The following is a 16,093-nucleotide window of genomic DNA, read 5'->3' on the forward strand; positions in this document are numbered from 1 at the left end:
CCTGATGGCGTTGGGAATGTTCGTCTTCTCGTTGCCGACGCTCGCCTATCAGGAGCTGGCGCGCGAGCGGTCGTGGCGGCACGCGCGCGCCGGGCGCGTCGGCGCGCTCGACGCCGTCCAGTTCACCGGGCGCGACAACGACGAGATCACGCTGTCGGGTGACGCCCCCGCCGAGTTGATGGCCGGCCGCGCCTCGATCGAGCAGCTCGTCGAGATGGCGCGCGACGGCGCGGCCTGGCCGCTCGTCGCCGGGACCGGCGCGGTGTTCGGCAATTTCGTCATCACCAAGATCAGCGAGCGGCACACCGCCTTTTTCGCGGATGGTACGCCGCGGCTGATCAGCTTCACGCTCACGCTGCTGGAGGTCGATGCGCAGCCCGCCCCGGTGCGCGCGTGACCGACGCGAACGTCGCCGATTACCGCATCACGGTCGACGGCCGCGACCTGACGCCGCGCCTGAAGGGGACCGTCCGCGAAGGCACGCGCGCGCCGCGCCCACGGCTGATCGGGCTGCGCCTGTCCGAGAAGCGCGGCGGCGATGCCGATCAGCTGGAACTGACGCTCGACGACAGCGACGGCCTGCTGGAGATCCCGCCCGCCGGCGCGACGATCACCGTCCAGCTCGGCTGGGCGCGCGGCGCGGACGTGACCGTCGGGCTGGTCGACAAGGGCAGCTTCGTCGTCGACACGATCGAGCACGGCGGGCCGCCCGACCAGCTCGTGATCCGCGCGCACGCGGTCGACCTGACCAGCGCGATTCGCACCCGCCGCGAACAGGGCTGGCGATCGACGACGCTGGGCGCGATCGTGCGCGAGGTGGCGGCGCGCAACCGGCTCACGCCGCGCGTCGCGGCGACGCTCGCCGGGATCGCCGTGCCCGCGCTGGCGCAGACGCGCGAGAGCGACATGGCGTTGCTCCGCCGGCTCGGCCGCGAGCACGACGCGACCGCGACCGTGAAGGCGGGCGCGCTGATCTTCGCGCCGATCGGCAAGGCGCTGACCGCCACGGGCGCGGCGATCCCCGCGCTGACGATCACACGGCGCGACGGCGACCGGCACAGCTTCAGCATCGAAAAGCGCGAGGCAGCCGGCGCGGTCGAGGCGGCGTGGCACGACCGAAGGAGCGCGAGGAAACAGGTGGTGACGGTCGGTGACGGCGCGCCGCGCCGGCTGGCGCGCACCTACGCCAGCGAGGCCGCGGCGCGCGCGGCGGCGCAGGCCGAACTCGGCCGCGCCGCCCGCGCGCCGCGCAAGCTGGACCTCGGTCTCGCGCTCGGCCGGCTGGAGATCTATCCCGACCGGCCGGTGACGGTGCGCGGCTTCAAGGCGGTGATCGACGCGACCAGATGGATCGTCAGCGATGTCACGCACGAGTTGTTTGCGGGGCGCGGCTTCGAGACGGCGCTTACGCTGGAAAACGCGGAATAGGCTCCACACAATCGGGCGGTTGCTTTCGCCGTAGGCGCTCGCTTGAAGCTGTCCTTTCTACTATGCAGTGATGAAGCACACATTGTCTTCGAGCCCGCGAGTCCGCTGCGTGCTACCCACTCAGAGACGACTATTCGCATCGCCGCCTGACGACGACACCGGGCAAATTGAGGCTCGTGCGCAGCCCTGTCTCTTCTCGGCTGGGACTACCGCAAATCCGCGGCTCCGCGCCCATGCTTTCAATTCGTCAGAAAGCCACTGACTATGAGAGAATCTGGTGCCAATCTAGGTCAGAATTGCTAGCATTTTTATCATCGCTTATTCCGTCGTGCCCTTTTAGGACTCAGATGGGGTACACAAAGATTCGGGGGGGTTCGTGCGACAGCGGATGGTAGGCAATGCTGCGGATAGCGGCACGTTATTGGCGCGCCTGACGTTCTTTTTAGGCTTCTCGCTTCCGTTCCCCGGCTTGCTGTTGCCAGGTGCGACATCCTCACCGCGCTACACCGATCTTGCGGTGGCGCTGTGCATCCCTTTCGCCTGGTCGCTGTACAATCGCACGATCCGTAGCAGCACTACGGTGCCATTCATGCTTGCATGGCAGGCGGCGATCGTGGTGCCCGCCGTTGTACATTACCTCACGTTCGGTAACTTCGTAATTGCCGACTATGTGTATTATTTGCGTTGGATACTCGCCATCGCCCTTGCAGCGCCGCTTGCGCAAATTATGCCGGGAAACTCTCGTTTGCAGCGCGCTTTTCTGCTGGGAATAATATTTGGAGCGTCGCTCCACATCTTGACGATTTGGTTTGCATCGATCGGCGGCAAGCCGCTTCTGCTCCAGATCGGGTTTGCTTCGCCTCGGGTGAAGGATACCACTTATTTCGGCGAGACGCGCATCACCTCGCTGTCCGAGCACGCCAACAATGCTATGATCCTCATCGCTATGTCGGTGCCAGCAGCCGTTTCTTACCGCCTTGTAGCACCTCGCGACAAAGGACTATGGATTATCGGAATGTCGCTCGTACTACTCGTGATCGGATTTTATTTTACCCTCACCCGCTCGGCGACCCTCGCTGCAGGCATCGCCATTATGGTGGGCGTACTTCAGTTCTTCAAACGCAGTGAAAAGAGCGCCATCTGGTTTCGGGTCGTTTTTGTCGTGCTCGCCGCGCTCATGATCCTGCTCGCCATCCAGCTTTCGCGGTTTGAAGTCGGTCAGGATCGCTTGGCCGAGCGCATCGCATCAAAGGGGCTGGACAAGAACCTTGCCGGTCGTCTGCATACGATTGAAGCAACGATCGACCTCCTACTGCATCATCCGCTGGGCACCGGCTGGTCGCAGTTCTTGAAGCGCATCACGCTGGCTGACGGTCTGACCGCCAGCCACAATGGCTACCTCTTCACAGCACGCATCATGGGTATACCCTTGCTGCTGCTGATCGTCATCGGCCACGCTCGCCTTCTGTGGCGCATTGCATCCACCCGGAGGATTGATGCGCTGCCACCGATGATCTGCTTCCTGCTTGTGGTAATGTTCGCCGAGGACGTGACCCAAGGCATGTCGATGGTGTTTTTGGTCATCTTCATGGCGTTTTGCGGTTACAAATTCGCACCATGGGCCTCCACGCTCTACCGCAGCGTCATGGTGCCGCCAGCCGCGTCGCCACGTGGAAGGATGTCACCGGGCAGAATGACCGGCGTGCCGCTCAAACGGTAGGACCCGCCCGCCTGCTGGGGTGGCGCGCAAAACGGCCGCGCCACCACTGACTTGGGGATCTGCAGGATCGCGGGCGTGTTGGCCTTCGTCGCCCAGGCGATCGTCTGAACGCCCCCCGCCGTCCGCAGCACGACGCCGGTGAGATCGTCGCCCTCGTACGTCCGAAGCACCACGCCTCGCCTAACCAGCTGATTGACTAGAGTCGCGGTACAGGCACCCGGCTTTGGAGTCATGTTGAAGTCGTACAGGCCAAAATGGCTTTCAATATCATCGGGCTTGGTGCCGCTGTCCTTCAACTCATAATACCAGACACCCGCGACCCACGGCCGGCTGTCCGCCAGCAGCGTGAACTGGACGAGAGCTGCGGCTGCTTCTTCCGGTGAGATGTGACACGCGCCGCCATCCGTCGGCCAACCGAACTCGGATACGTAGACCTGCATGTTCGACTTGCCGATCGAAACCATATCTGCGCGGAGTCGATCAAGGCGCCCGATCATGTCAGCAGCTGCCTTGTTGCGGCGAGTCGGATTGCAATGATTATAAATGTGAACGGAAACGCCATCGGCAAGCGCGGCCTCAGGCCGCCGCAGCAGCGCCCTCGTCCAGCGAAACTCGAGATCCTGTTGATCGTCGGCGGCCCCGCCGATCAGCACCTTAGCGCCCGGTAGCGCGCGCCGGATCGCGGGCGCCGCGGCACCGACAAGAGTCCCGTAGCTCTCTACCGTACCACTGGTTTGATTGTCGGGATTTTTGTCCCACTCGTTCCAGATCTCAATCAGGCTGCCACGCGGAAAGGCAGTCAGCCCTTGCTGCAAGGCGCTCGCAAAGGCCTGTACTCTATTTGCGGGTGTGCTGCCGTCCGGCCACGTGTTGACTATCAGCAGCGGCGACTGCGGTACGGCCGCTGACGTCGCGAACGCGTCAAACTGGCGCAGCACCGATTTTTCAAGCGTCGACCCGGCCCGCAGACGTGCGTAGCGACCCATGGACACAACATCGCGCCACGATTCATAACCGAGTGATCGGATCGCGCCAGCCGCTTGATCGGGCAAGTAGTTCGATCCCGCAACCTTAGATCCAAAATGGGTGTTAACGCCAAGGATCATTGGTGCGACGCGCGTCTCCGGCTTTGTCAAAGTAGCCGGCCGCGGCACATCAATCCATGACGAAAGAAACAGAGCCAACGTCAGCGAACCTAGCGCGCGCACAACCATACCCACTCCGTATCAGGCATCGGCCTCATAACGCAGTGTCGGGGAATGAACCACCATCACCTGCCTACTCACAACTGCGGTGGACGGCTTTGTGTTAGGCCGAGGTGGCAGCGACAGTAAGCGTCAGCCGGCGCGATAAGCACTCCTTATCGCAAACCGACTACCAAATCAGCAAAAAGAAAATACCGGCCAACAGCGAGAGCGCCTGCACTCTCAGCAAGACAGCGTTGTCGGTTTCAACAGCGCACGATTCAATCGCAAACGCGCCACCCTCTTCCATATGCCCCCTTTTTTTACAACTGCGTCAACAGCCGAACGCATCATCCCCATGATGCAAGAGCATTATAATCATTGCTTGCCTTTGATGGAAGTCGGATTGCAGGTTCGCACCGATTGAAAATGATCCATGTCGACACCAGCTTTGTCGGCTGTTCGCAAGAAGGAAGGCGACACCCCCCTCTACTCCAGCAGCAGCAGCGTTCCTCAAGTTCCACAAGCAACCTTAAAAATGGACCTGCAGTGCTGAGAGTCACTCTCGCTTTATCGCCTTCGTGGCACCCGCGGCTTTTCAAAGCTTGCGGTATCGTAGCCACGTACGAAGTGTCGCAAGTCGAAATTTTAACACTGCTTGACTGAGCAGCGGCGCACAAAATCAGCTCTACGTTAGGCAAATCGCCACCGGGACACGTCGCAGGCATGCTGCGCCTCTTCACGGGATTGGCGATTTATTGCGCCTTGCCGCAAAATTCCGCAGCCCAGGAGCCATAATCACCGTCCTCGCAAAACGCGCGGATCGCCTCTCCAGCCACTCTCGAAGGCACGGTGATTTCGTCCGAGATGTTCAGCATCTGCGCCTCGGACATCTTGTCGTAATTCGCCGCGCGCAGTTCGGCGACCCGCAACCGGCCGGTGAAGAGGCGTTGGTGCTCTTGCTCACCCAACCGTCCAGTCGACGGCGCGGTGACGACATATTGAACGAATTGAGTATCCGGTCCCACGTCCTTCGCCCCGGATTTTACGGCCTTTCCGACCGCCTTCAGCACCATCCCCGCGGCGAACGGGTAATCCTTCGCATAGGGGGCATCGCGCAGATCGATCATCACCCAGGCGTTCGGGCCGCTGAACTCCACGCTCCTGATTTGCCGGTCAGCGTCCTTAAGCCGCTCGACCTTGCTCTCTCCGCTCGTCACCAGACCGATGACGATCGCCAGCGCGAAAAGGCCGCCGCAGCCGATCCCGCACCCCTTGGCCCGGGCCTTGATCACGCCTGTCCCGTCGGGCACCGCCGACACCTGACCTTCACTCAACGGCCTTCCCCCGACGTCCACAACGCCTGTTTCCTACATCGCCGACAACGCGCATCGACTCGTTGCACCAGCGTAACAGAAACGAAGGTTCGAGTCGCCGTGACGATGAGCGTGTACCGGGATCAACCAGGATGCGGGTACGGGTGCGAAAGATGCGAGAGTATGTGCGCTACGCTCGCTGCCGTTCGGAACGAGCGGTGGGAGGAGTTCCAGCGTCTTCTTCACGATCCCGCTCGATCGTCAGCGGACCTTGAAGCACACCGAGCATCGTGGGCAGCCGCTTGGCAAGCTCATGAGCGAGTGCGCCCTCATCCATGTGCTGCGACGCCGCCAGCACTCCAAGAAACCCCCGCTCCAGCGCTTCGATTGGTGGCAGCGCGATCGGCGGCTTAGCTGTCGCTGGTGGCTTCGCGTTCCGGTGCGCGATGGAGCGTGCGAGGAGAAGCAGCGCGGCCTTTTCATCGTCGTTGAGGCGCGGCGACAATTCAACGAACTCCGCAGCGTCTGCCTCAACTTGCGCAGTCGATCGCGCGCCAGTCAGCACAAAACCCACGTCGACGCCGATCTCTCGTAACTGCCCGAGATATGATGCAGTGCAGGCACGTTTCCCGCCCTCATACTCAGCTTGGCTGCTGCGATTGATACCGCCGGCGCGACCAAAATCGGCCTGATTCAAGCCGATTCGGTCGCGTTCGGACCGCAGCCGCACTCCTACGTCGAGTAGATAGTCCTGAATATCAGTCATGCCTGCTTGACCTGCATGGAATACCATGCAATCTGTCCATCATTGGACACGAAATCGGACATAGCATGATCGCTGACGTCGCCAACCCTGCCGCTGCGCGCACCAAGCCCCTGCCCGATCCCGCGCGCATCACCGCCGCGCGCATCCGTCTGGTCGAGCAGGGCCTGACCGCCGTCGCCTGGGCAAAAAGCCACGGCGAAAGTCCGGTGCTGGTCAGCAAGGTGCTGTCGGGCACCCGGTCGTGTGTGCGCGGTCAATCGCGTCGCATCGCGGTCAAGCTGGGCATTGTCGACAGCGTAGTGGCTGCCCCCGCCCCGGTCGCGCGCGATCGGCGCATCGCTTCGCAACGGGCCAGCGCATGACTCACCTCCGCGCCCCCCTCACCTTTGCCGGCGCGATGACGCAGGTCGCCGGGCTGATCGGCTATCCCGCCGCGGCCGCGATCGCCGGCCGCGCCGAGCGGACGATCTACGCCTGGGCGCATCCGGGCAGCAAAACCGTCCCGCCGATCGACCAGGCGCTCGCCTTCGACGCGGCGTGGCGCGAGGCCGGCGGCGTCGGTGCGCCCTTCCTCGACGCCTTCGCCTTCCAGCTCGGCCTCGTCGTCGAGCGCCAGCAGGCCTGCGCCCGCGCGCTGGTCGCCGAGGTCGGCACCGTATCGCGCGAGACGGGCGAGGCGATCGCCGCCGCCTTGTCGCTCACCCATTCCACGCCCTCGCCGCTGGAGGCGCTGCGCGCCTTCGCCGAGGTGACGCAGGCCGGAGACGCGATCGGCGCGCTCCAGCAGCGGGTCGCCAGCTTCCTCCCGTCCGGCGCGGGGCCGGACGCGGGGTCGACGGGGGTTTCACGGTGAAAAGGAACTATACCAGGCGCGCGCCACTGGTCGTCTGCCCGCACTGCCAGCATCCGGCCGCAATTCGCACCAGTGAGCAGCAGACCCGGCTCGTGCGCGAGCTGCTGTTGCTCTGCACCAACGATGCCTGCGGCTTCCGCTTCGTCGGGCAGATCGTCGCGGTCCGCACGATCCAGCCGAGCCTCACGCCGCATCCGGCGGTCAATTTGCCACCGGTCGTCCGGTCGAAAGCCGCCAACGACGACACGCCCGTCCCCGCCAACGACGAACGCCCGCCAGCGGCCGACGCCGAACCGATGACCTGATCGCGGCGGGCTCGCCCGCACCCGCCTCACCTTACCTCGCCGACAGCATCCGCTTTCGGCGTCGCCCCCGCTTTGCCTCGAAAGGATCGCTTGATGATGCATGCTTTCCCCAGAACGTTTTCGCTCGCCACCCCCCGCGCCGATCGGATCGCGGCACCGGCGATCCCCTTTCCGCCACTCAGGCCCGCGACCTATTTGCGGCTGTGTCGTGAGGCGGCGGGATTGTCGCGTCACGCGGTCGCGGTCAGGGTCGCGCCGCGCGCTGGCGACCTGAAGCACGCCTGTGACCTGCTTGATGTGCTGGAGACACCCGGCAACGTCGCCCGGCGCGCCGAGACGCTCGAACGGCTGCGCGCTGTCCTCCCGTTCGATCCCGACGTCTATCGCCAGCTCGCCAGCGAACCGCCGGAACGGCATCCGCGGGTGTGCCGCGGCTGCGCGGCCAGCGCCGGCAACCCGCGCGACGATGCCGGCGCGCTGCGCTGGGCCACCGATCAGATCTGCGCTCGCTGCGCCGGTGAGGAAGGCGAAAGCGATGCGGCATGAGCCGGCCCGGTGCCTCACGGCGAAAGCGCCTTCGACGCCTGGCGCTGATGATCGCCGCGGTCGCGGGCGCGATCGTCGCGGCACCTTTCATCCTGATGTTGCTGGTCGCGCGACTCAGCAACGAGCGGGGATCGAAGCCGGGTCGCTGACCGCGACCGGCATCGCCTGGCGCATGCTGGCCGGGCTGGCGATCGGGCAGATGATCGTCGTTCTGCTGGACGCAGCGGTCGGCGGGCCCGGCCCCTTCGTGCTGTTCGGCCTGTGACCCGGTCGGCACCATCCCGTCGGGGCTCGCCTGTGGTGATCGCTCCGACAGCCACGACGCTTTGCTGCGGCCCGCGCGCGGCTGCCATCCCGTGCCGGCGCGATCGTCCCGACCCGGTGCGAAGCCGCGCCGCGCCGGGGCTCCCACCGCGCGACAGCGTCTGCCTCCTTCAGGAACACCGTTCGATGACCGCCGCGTCCCCATTTCCTCAAGAGCCACGAAGTGCTGGCGCGGTCGGCTGGCGATGAGCCGGGCGCGTGTCAGCTTCCGACAGGATGACCTCGCGCGCGCGCTCAAGGCAGCGGCGAAGGCGCACGTCATCGTGAGCCGGACCGAGATCGCCCCCGACGGTCGCATCATCCTTTTTCACGGTCAGGAGAGCGCAGCCGCCGCCTCTCCGTTCGACGAATGGAAGGCACGCCGGGATGCGCGTTAAGCTCAAGGGCTTGAACAAGGTCACGACGCGCCTGCGCTCGGGCGAGAAGGTCACCTATTATTACGCTTGGAAGGGTGGCCCGCGCCTGACCGGCGCTTTTGGCAGCGCCGAGTTCCACGCCAGCTACGCCGATGCGGTGCGCTCGCGCCGGGCGGACGCCACCCACCTGCTTCGCAGCCTGCTCGACGGCTATCAGGACTCATCGGATTTCAACGATCTGGCGCGACGCACCCGCGCGGACTACCGCAAGCACCTGCGCGCGATCGACAAGGAATTCGGCGACTTTCCGATCGCCGCGCTCGAAGATCGCCGGACGCGTGGCGAGTTCCTGGCCTGGCGCGATCGACTCGCGATCACCTCCCGCCGACAGGCCGATTATGCCTTTGCGGTGCTGGCGCGGGTGATGTCGTGGTCGCTCGATCGTGGCCTCGTCACCACCAATCCCTGTCTCGCCGGCGGGCGGGTTTATCGCGCCGCCCGCTCCGATCGGATCTGGACCTCGATCGACGAAGCGGCCTTCTACGCCAGAGCGCCCGAGCACCTTCACCTCGCGCTGACGCTCGCGCTGTGGACCGGCCAGCGACAGGGCGACCTGATCGCGCTGACCTGGGCACAATATGACGGCACCCACCTGCGCCTCGTCCAGGCCAAGTCGGTCAGCAAGGTACGTCGATCGTCGGGGAAGCGCGTCGTTATTCGCGTGGGCGCGCCGCTCAAGGCCCGGCTCGACGCGCTGCGGGATGGCCGTGCGCCGGGTGAGACGATCCTGCTTACCGAGCGCGGCACGGCGTGGACCGAAGGCGGCTTTCGCGCATCGTGGCGCAAGGCGTGCGCGCTTGCCGGGGTAGAGGGTGTCACCTTCCACGATCTGCGCGGCACCGCCGTCACCCGCCTCGCGCTCGCCGGCGCAACCCCGCCCGAGATCGCGACCGTGACCGGCCATTCCCTCAAGGACGTGAACGAGATTCTGGACGCCCATTACCTCAACCGCGACCCGGCACTCGGCGAGGCAGCGATCAGAAAACTGGAAGGAGAGCAGAAGCCGCCAGACTAGCTGTTTTCCCAAACGAGCGCCCAAACGGCCAGCTTGTTTCGATTATCGCAACCGAATGACAATCAGAAAATCGGCGCAGAAACAACCAGAAGGCACCACGAGCGCTTGGTAGCGGAGGAGGGACTTGAACCCCCGACACGCGGATTATGATTCCGCTGCTCTAACCAGCTGAGCTACTCCGCCCCATCTTCCGAGGGAACCAGCGCTCGTGAGGCGCGGGCTATACCAGCCGAATCGTGGCGGTCAAGCCGAGAACAGATGCTTGGACAGCATTTCCCATGGACCACCACGATACCAGTAAGCCGCCAGCCCCACGATCGCGACAGGGCGCGGCCGGAACCCGGCACGCAGCTTGGCCAACAGCTCCTTGGCGACCATCGGCTGAACCTTGTTCTGCACCGTGACATGCGCACGCCAGCCGCCGGCATCCTGTGGGGTCAGCATCCCGACGAAGGCGGTCGCGAGACGCGCGCGGATCGCAACCAGCTCGTCGCAGTCGATGCGGTACGCGACGCCGCGTCCCAGCGAGATGACGTCCGCGATCCGCGCCCGCGGCCGCGACATGCCGTGCGTCTCTGCCACCAACCGCTGCCGTAACTCGGGTGCCAGCGACGGCGGCAAATGGTGGAACATCGTGAGATGCGCCGCGAGCTGGTTGCGCTCGGGCGGAAAATAGGCGGCGCGCTCGGCATCGAAAAACGCCTGATCCTGCCGGCCGATCAGCGCGGTGACAATGATCGGGGCAGGTTCGAACGACGCGGTCAAATTTCGATCTGGCTGCCCAGCTCCACCACACGATTGGTGGGCAGGCGGAAGAACTCCATCGCGCTTTCGGCATTGCGCAGCATCCAGCTGAACAGCTTCTCGCGCCAGATCGCCATGCCGGGACGCTCCGATGCCAACAGCGTCTGGCGGCTGAGGAAGAAACTGGTGTCCATCATCCGGAACGCCGCACCGCAACCGTCGAAGGTCTTGAGGTGCGCGGGGACGTCGGGCTCCTCCATGAAACCGTAGCGCAGGATCACCCGGTGGAAGCCCTGCCCCAGATCCTCATGAAGAAAGCGATCCTCTTCGGGAAAATACGGCATGTCGGTGACGCGCACGGTCAGCAGGATCACCCGTTCGTGCAGGACCCGGTTGTGCTTGAGATTGTGGAGCAATGCATGCGGCACGCCCTCGGGCGTCGAGGTCATGAACACCGCGGTGCCGGAAACGCGCGTGGCCGAAGTCGCCGCCGAATCGATGAAGATCTTTATCGGCATTGCTGCCTCGCGCATCCGCTCGATCATCAGCTTGCGCCCCTGCGACCAGGTGGTGAGCAGCACGAAGACGATTACCGCGACCAGCAGCGGGAACCAGCCGCCGTCGGGCACCTTGGTAAGGTTCGACGCGAAATACAGGCCGTCGATCGACAGGAAGACAATCTCGAACAGTGCTGTCGCCCAGAGCGGCCAGTGCCACACGCGGCGAATCAGCACGCCGATCATGCAGGTCGAGATGAACATCGTCCCCGTCACTGCGATGCCATAGGCGGCAGCGAGGTTCGACGACTCGCCAAAGCCGAAGACGAGCAGCAGCACCATCACCATCAATGCCCAATTGGCCGCCGGGATGTAGATCTGCCCCGCCTCCGACGCGCTGGTGTGGGTGATGCGGATGCGTGGCATTAAGCCGAGCTGCACCGCTTGCTGGACGACCGAATAAGCCCCGGTGATGACTGCCTGGCTGGCAATCACCGTCGCCATCGTCGCTAGGATGACGAGCGGGAGCCGCCAATTCTCGGGCGCCATAAGGAAGAAGGGATTTTCGGCGGCCGACGGCGTTTGCAGCAGAAGCGCCCCCTGCCCCAGATAGTTGAGCATCAGCGCCGGCAGCACGAACGCGAGCCACGCCAGCTCGATCGGACGACGACCGAAATGGCCCATGTCGGCGTAGAGCGCCTCCGCACCCGTCACCGCGAGCACGACCGAGCCGAGCGCGAGAAACGCCAGCCCGCCATCGTTCATCGCGAAGCGAACGGCGTAAAGCGGGTTGAGCGCGAACAGGATGTCAGGCCGCTGGATGATGTGCGAGACGCCCATCACCGCCAGAACGACGAAATAGACCGCCATGATCGGGCCGAACAGCCGTCCGACCTTCTCGGTGCCGATCGATTGCATGTAGAACAGCGCGATCAGAATGGTCACCGCGATCGGCAGCACGAACGAGTCGAAGCCCTGCTCGACCGTCGCCAGCCCCTCGACCGCGGACAGGACCGAAATTGCCGGCGTGATCATGCAATCGCCGAAGAACAAGGCGGTGGCGAGCACGCCGAGGATAACGAGGCTCGATCCCCATTTCTTCCCCGCGCCCGACCGCCGCTGGATCAGCGCGAGCAGCGCGAGGCTGCCGCCCTCGCCATTGTTATCGGCGCGCAGCACGATGAGGACGTATTTGAGCGTGACGATCAGCATCAGCGACCAGAAGACAAGGCTGATGACGCCGAAAACGTGCAGCGGGTCGACCGCCAGCGGGTGGTGCCCGACGAACACCTCCTTCATCGCGTAAAGCGGGCTGGTGCCGATGTCGCCATAGACGACACCGATCGCGCCAAGCGCGAGCCTGGCGAGGCTGCCGCTGTGCTGATGATGCGCAGCCGTCGCCTGAGCGCGGACGGCGGGATCGACGGTGCTGACGCTCACGCGCTGGCCACCGCTATCGAAAGGACGTGCGTGCTCGTGGCCATAATGGGGCGCGACTAGCACGCGCCCGATGCGCCCGCAACGCGGAACAGGTGGCGAACATAAATGTTCTGTTCAGCGAAAGGACCATGCGACCATGAGCGATACCCAAAACCCGAAGAGCGAGCCCTTCTCCAATGCGGAGAAGGATCCTGACGACTGGACCACCGGCGACGAGCCGATGACCGGCGCGCAGGCCAGTTACCTGAAAACGCTGAGTGAAGAGGCTGACGAGCCGTTCGACGAATCGCTGACGAAGGGCGATGCGTCGAAGCGGATCGACGCGCTGCAGGAAAAGACCGGACGCGGCAAATAGTCCGTGGCGGTCAGCGCGCGTCGTTGGCCGCGATCAGCCGGTCGAGCAGCGCGAGCCGGCGCGCTATTTCGATACGGTAGGGGGTGCCGTCCGGCGAAAGCTGGACGGCACGTGCCCACAGGGCGCGTGTTTTGGCGATATCGCCGGCCTCCAGATACGCAAAGCCGAGGTAATAAGGCGGTGCCGGGTGCTCCGGGGCAAGTCGCGCCGCCTGCCGGAACGCGATCAGCGCGGGCGGTGACACGCGGTGCCCTGCTTCGGCGGCAAGCGTCACGCCCGCCCAGGTCCAGAGAATGAAGCTCTGCGGCAATTTGGACAGGCCGCCCAGAACGACCCGCGCCGCCGCATCGTCATTGCCGCTGCGCGTCATTGCGTCGGCAGCGACGATATAGGCGGTATCGGCATTGAAGCGGCCGAACATACTGTCGCGCAACTGGGTCTCTTCGATGTCGACTGGCGGAGTCGTGGTCGTGCGTTGCGGCGCCGCCGCGCCGAGCATCGGCCGCCCCTGCCACGCATAGCCGACCCCGCCGAGGCACAGCGCCGCGCCGATCATCGACCACAACAGCCGGTCGACGCGCAGCCACCATGCCATCGCCGCGAAGGCCGCCGCCGCCAGAACCAGAAGCGCGACGAAGCCCATCAGCGCTTTTCCTCAAGCGTGCGGGTTTCGTGCATCTTGCCGGCCATCTGCGGCGGCATGTATTTCTCGTCATGCTTGGCGAGCAGGTTGGTGGCGACGAACGAGGCGTCGGGGCGGAAATGACCCTCCGCCACCACGCCCGAGCCTTCCCGGAACAGGTCGGGCGCGATCCCGCTGAACCGCACCGGCGTGGTCGCCTTGCCATCGGTGACGACAAAGTCGATCGACACGCCATCGGCGGCCCGCCTGATCGAGCCGCGCTCGACCATCCCGCCCAGCCGCACCGCCTTGTCGGGGGGCGGCAGATTGCCCGCCACGTCGGCGGGCGCGTAGAAGAACGCCGCCTGATCGCGCAGCCCCGACAGCGCCAGTAACGCCGCCGCGGCGATCGCGCCCAGCCCGAGCAGCACAAGTATCAATCGCTGGTTCTTGCGAGTCACTTCTCGGCGTCCTGCATCTGGCGCCAGCTCCACCACGCGAGCGCCGCTGCGGCGAGCAGGGTGAGCGCATAGGCGCCGGTGACGAACGGCCACGGGTTCATGCGCGCGCCCGGCGGCGCAAGCGCGCCTCGGCCTTCTCGCGCGCCAGCATCGTGCGCATCCGCATCAGCACAACAGCGCCGAAGAAAAAGGAGAAGCCCGCCAGCATGATCGGCAGCGGCCAGAGCAAGCTGCGGTCGATGCTCGAACCGGTCAGCCCGATGCTCGGCCCCTGATGCAGCGTGTTCCACCACACCACCGAGTAGCGGATGATGGGGAGCAGCACGGTGCCGGCGATGCCGTAGAGCGCGGGAATGCGGCCGTCGCCGTCGCGTTCACGATCGGCCTGCGCCAGCGCGATGAAACCGAGATAGACGAAGAACAACAGCAGCATCGAGGTCAGCCGCCCATCCCATTGCCACCACGTTCCCCAGGTCGGCCGACCCCAGATCGCGCCGGTGACGAGGCAGAGCGCGGCGAAGATCGCGCCCGGTGCGGCGATCGCGCGCGCCGCGATCATCGCCAGCGGATGCCGCCAGACGAGGAAGACGATGCTCGAAATGGCGATGCTGCTCCACCCGCCCATGCCGAGCCAGGCGGCGGGGACGTGGATGTAGAGGATGCGGACGGTCTCGCCCTGCAGGTAATCCGCCGGGGTCTGCGTCAACCCCGCCCAGCAGCCGATCGCGATCAACGCCACCCCCAGCCACAACAGAATGGGGGTGAGCGGACGCGCGATCTTCAGGAAACGGGCCGGATTGGCAAAGGCATGGAGCGCAGGCACGCGGCCGGGATAGGCGAACCGGGGGCGGTCGTCACCCCCAGCGTTGTCTGGATCGTGGGCGTAGGGACACAATGGCTGGGTCCCGCGCGGCAGGCGTATCGAGGGACGCGACAGACATGGGCCCCTGCGGAGACAGGGGTTCATGTCTGCTTCGTGTCGCGCACCGCGGCCGCCGAACGCGGCGACGGCGTGTCAAAAGCCGCGGTTACGCCGCCCTGCCGATCAGGCGACGCGCAATTCGGTCGGCGACTTCTGCGGTCGGATCGCCCGAAGCTGCGGCCTCGTCCCAGACCTGATCGAGCCGGCCGGGGATCTGCGCGATCCGCGCCATCACCTCGGCCTCATCGCCGTGTCCGAGATATTCGAGCCCGACGTTGATGATGCCGCCGGCGTTGATGACGTAATCGGGCGCGTAGACGATCCCGGCATCGTGCAGCCGCTGCCCGTCAGCGCGCGTTTCGAGCTGGTTGTTCGCGCCGCCCGCGACGATCTTCGCCTTGAGCGTCGGGATCGAGCGCTCGGTGAGGATCGCACCCAGCGCATTGGGGCTGACGATATCGACATCCGCCGACAGGATCGCGTCCGGCGCGACATTGGTCGCGCCCAGCTCCGCCGCCATCCGCTCGGCACGGGCCTGATCGACATCGGCGAGCGTCAGCACCGCGCCGTCCTTCGCCAGCAGCCGGGCGAGCCCGCCGCCGACCGAGCCGAGGCCCTGGATCGCAACGCGCACGCCCTTCATGTCGTCGCTGCCGAGCCCGCGCTTCGCCGCGGCACGCACACCGAGGTAGACGCCGTGCGCGGTGTACGGGCCGGGATCGCCGCCCGCCGCGCCCTGCGCGACCGGCAGGCCGGAGACGTAGCGCGTCTCGCCCGCGATCACCTTCATGCGCGCTTCGGACATGCCGACGTCCTCGGCGGTGACATAGCGGCCGCCGAGCGACTCGACCGCGCGGCCGAACGCCACCAGTTGCGCGTCGCTGATCGTCGCGCCCGGCCGGTCGGCCAGCACGACACCCTTGCCGCCGCCCAGATCGAGCCCGGCCATCGCATTCTTGTAGCTCATGCCGCGGGAGAGACGCAGCGCATCGGTAATCGCCCGGGAATCATCGGCATAATGCCAGAAGCGCACACCGCCCGCCGCCGGTCCGAGCGTGGTCGAATGGACGGCAATCACCGCCTTCAGCCCCGACGTCGGGTCGGTGAACAGGTGCAGCCCCTCATGGCTGTCGAAATCGGAATAGTCCCAGACCGAGGTCATCGTCTCTCCAGTGCGCA

The 16,093-nt window shown here is 65.3% G+C and carries 21 protein-coding genes and 1 tRNA gene; 11 read left to right on the forward strand and 11 right to left on the reverse strand.

Annotation, left to right across the window (positions count from 1 at the left end; all coding sequences use genetic code 11):
• Positions 1 to 4 precede the first annotated feature (4 nt).
• The 3 genes from ACI2JO_RS02630 to ACI2JO_RS02640 all read left to right on the forward strand — a co-directional run bounded on the left by ACI2JO_RS02630 (position 5) and on the right by ACI2JO_RS02640 (position 3,148).
• Positions 5 to 397 (forward strand): phage tail protein, encoded by a 393-nt coding sequence (locus tag ACI2JO_RS02630; protein WP_404720309.1) that lies wholly within the window; start codon positions 5 to 7, stop codon positions 395 to 397.
• Positions 394 to 1,428, forward strand: a complete 1,035-nt coding sequence (locus tag ACI2JO_RS02635) for a contractile injection system protein, VgrG/Pvc8 family (RefSeq protein ID WP_404719195.1) — start codon at positions 394 to 396, stop codon at positions 1,426 to 1,428. The genes ACI2JO_RS02630 and ACI2JO_RS02635 overlap by 4 nt, the downstream gene beginning before the upstream one ends.
• Positions 1,429 to 1,804: 376 nt before the next feature.
• Positions 1,805 to 3,148 (forward strand): O-antigen ligase family protein, encoded by a 1,344-nt coding sequence (locus ACI2JO_RS02640; RefSeq protein ID WP_404719196.1) that lies wholly within the window; start codon positions 1,805 to 1,807, stop codon positions 3,146 to 3,148.
• On the opposite strand, the gene ACI2JO_RS02645 is transcribed toward ACI2JO_RS02640, so the two are convergent.
• The 3 genes from ACI2JO_RS02645 to ACI2JO_RS02655 form a co-directional block, all read right to left on the reverse strand.
• Complete coding sequence (locus ACI2JO_RS02645) at positions 3,061 to 4,362, reverse strand: hypothetical protein (RefSeq protein WP_404719197.1); 1,302 nt, start codon at positions 4,360 to 4,362, stop codon at positions 3,061 to 3,063. The genes ACI2JO_RS02640 and ACI2JO_RS02645 overlap by 88 nt on opposite strands.
• 725 nt (positions 4,363 to 5,087) lie before the next feature.
• Complete coding sequence (locus ACI2JO_RS02650; RefSeq protein WP_404719198.1) at positions 5,088 to 5,654, reverse strand: hypothetical protein; 567 nt, start codon at positions 5,652 to 5,654, stop codon at positions 5,088 to 5,090.
• A 184-nt stretch (positions 5,655 to 5,838) separates the two neighbouring features.
• On the reverse strand, positions 5,839 to 6,441 hold the full coding sequence (locus ACI2JO_RS02655; protein WP_404719199.1) for a helix-turn-helix domain-containing protein: 603 nt from the start codon (positions 6,439 to 6,441) through the stop codon (positions 5,839 to 5,841).
• 38 nt (positions 6,442 to 6,479) lie between these two features.
• Between ACI2JO_RS02655 and ACI2JO_RS02660 the strand changes: the two genes are divergently transcribed.
• The 7 genes from ACI2JO_RS02660 (at position 6,480) to ACI2JO_RS02690 (ending at position 9,873) form a co-directional block, all read left to right on the forward strand.
• Complete coding sequence (locus ACI2JO_RS02660) at positions 6,480 to 6,776, forward strand: hypothetical protein (RefSeq protein WP_404719200.1); 297 nt, start codon at positions 6,480 to 6,482, stop codon at positions 6,774 to 6,776.
• Positions 6,773 to 7,267 (forward strand): hypothetical protein, encoded by a 495-nt coding sequence (locus ACI2JO_RS02665; protein ID WP_404719201.1) that lies wholly within the window; start codon positions 6,773 to 6,775, stop codon positions 7,265 to 7,267. Before ACI2JO_RS02660 ends, ACI2JO_RS02665 begins: the two co-directional genes overlap by 4 nt.
• Positions 7,264 to 7,572 (forward strand): ogr/Delta-like zinc finger family protein, encoded by a 309-nt coding sequence (locus tag ACI2JO_RS02670; protein WP_404719202.1) that lies wholly within the window; start codon positions 7,264 to 7,266, stop codon positions 7,570 to 7,572. The genes ACI2JO_RS02665 and ACI2JO_RS02670 overlap by 4 nt, the downstream gene beginning before the upstream one ends.
• Before the next feature lie 93 nt (positions 7,573 to 7,665).
• Positions 7,666 to 8,118 (forward strand): hypothetical protein, encoded by a 453-nt coding sequence (locus tag ACI2JO_RS02675; protein WP_404719203.1) that lies wholly within the window; start codon positions 7,666 to 7,668, stop codon positions 8,116 to 8,118.
• The gene (locus ACI2JO_RS02680; RefSeq protein WP_404719204.1) at positions 8,115 to 8,267 is read left to right on the forward strand and encodes a hypothetical protein; all 153 of its coding nucleotides are present in this window, start codon (positions 8,115 to 8,117) and stop codon (positions 8,265 to 8,267) included. Before ACI2JO_RS02675 ends, ACI2JO_RS02680 begins: the two co-directional genes overlap by 4 nt.
• A 360-nt stretch (positions 8,268 to 8,627) precedes the next feature.
• On the forward strand, positions 8,628 to 8,819 hold the full coding sequence (locus tag ACI2JO_RS02685) for a hypothetical protein (RefSeq protein WP_404719205.1): 192 nt from the start codon (positions 8,628 to 8,630) through the stop codon (positions 8,817 to 8,819).
• Entirely contained in the window at positions 8,809 to 9,873 is a 1,065-nt protein-coding gene (locus ACI2JO_RS02690) for a tyrosine-type recombinase/integrase (RefSeq protein ID WP_404719206.1), read from the forward strand. Before ACI2JO_RS02685 ends, ACI2JO_RS02690 begins: the two co-directional genes overlap by 11 nt.
• Positions 9,874 to 9,979: 106 nt before the next feature.
• On the opposite strand, the gene ACI2JO_RS02695 is transcribed toward ACI2JO_RS02690, so the two are convergent.
• From ACI2JO_RS02695 to ACI2JO_RS02705, 3 genes are all read right to left on the reverse strand, one after another.
• Positions 9,980 to 10,056, reverse strand: a tRNA-Met gene (locus ACI2JO_RS02695).
• Between the two features lie 60 nt (positions 10,057 to 10,116).
• Positions 10,117 to 10,638 carry a 2'-5' RNA ligase family protein gene (locus tag ACI2JO_RS02700; RefSeq protein ID WP_404719207.1) on the reverse strand — a complete coding sequence of 174 codons (522 nt, stop codon included), beginning with the start codon at positions 10,636 to 10,638 and terminating at the stop codon, positions 10,117 to 10,119.
• Complete coding sequence (locus ACI2JO_RS02705) at positions 10,635 to 12,554, reverse strand: potassium transporter Kup (protein WP_404719208.1); 1,920 nt, start codon at positions 12,552 to 12,554, stop codon at positions 10,635 to 10,637. Before ACI2JO_RS02705 ends, ACI2JO_RS02700 begins: the two co-directional genes overlap by 4 nt.
• 136 nt (positions 12,555 to 12,690) lie before the next feature.
• Between ACI2JO_RS02705 and ACI2JO_RS02710 the strand changes: the two genes are divergently transcribed.
• Positions 12,691 to 12,909, forward strand: coding sequence for a DUF3072 domain-containing protein (locus ACI2JO_RS02710; protein ID WP_404719209.1), 219 nt, complete (start codon positions 12,691 to 12,693; stop codon positions 12,907 to 12,909).
• Positions 12,910 to 12,919: 10 nt separating this feature from the next.
• Here ACI2JO_RS02710 and ACI2JO_RS02715 read toward each other — a convergent pair whose 3' ends face one another.
• The 5 genes from ACI2JO_RS02715 to ACI2JO_RS02735 form a co-directional block, all read right to left on the reverse strand.
• Entirely contained in the window at positions 12,920 to 13,552 is a 633-nt protein-coding gene (locus ACI2JO_RS02715; protein ID WP_404719210.1) for a tetratricopeptide repeat protein, read from the reverse strand.
• On the reverse strand, positions 13,552 to 13,992 hold the full coding sequence (gene ccmE / locus ACI2JO_RS02720; protein ID WP_404719211.1) for a cytochrome c maturation protein CcmE: 441 nt from the start codon (positions 13,990 to 13,992) through the stop codon (positions 13,552 to 13,554). Before ccmE ends, ACI2JO_RS02715 begins: the two co-directional genes overlap by 1 nt.
• Positions 13,989 to 14,093, reverse strand: a complete 105-nt coding sequence (gene ccmD, locus ACI2JO_RS02725; protein ID WP_404719212.1) for a heme exporter protein CcmD — start codon at positions 14,091 to 14,093, stop codon at positions 13,989 to 13,991. Before ccmD ends, ccmE begins: the two co-directional genes overlap by 4 nt.
• Positions 14,090 to 14,815 (reverse strand): heme ABC transporter permease CcmC, encoded by a 726-nt coding sequence (gene ccmC / locus ACI2JO_RS02730; protein ID WP_404719213.1) that lies wholly within the window; start codon positions 14,813 to 14,815, stop codon positions 14,090 to 14,092. The genes ccmD and ccmC overlap by 4 nt, the downstream gene beginning before the upstream one ends.
• 205 nt (positions 14,816 to 15,020) lie before the next feature.
• Entirely contained in the window at positions 15,021 to 16,076 is a 1,056-nt protein-coding gene (locus tag ACI2JO_RS02735; protein ID WP_404719214.1) for a Glu/Leu/Phe/Val dehydrogenase, read from the reverse strand.
• Positions 16,077 to 16,093 lie beyond the last annotated feature (17 nt).

Source organism: Sphingomonas sp. NPDC079357 (assembly GCF_044901155.1).
GTDB lineage: Bacteria > Pseudomonadota > Alphaproteobacteria > Sphingomonadales > Sphingomonadaceae > Sphingomonas.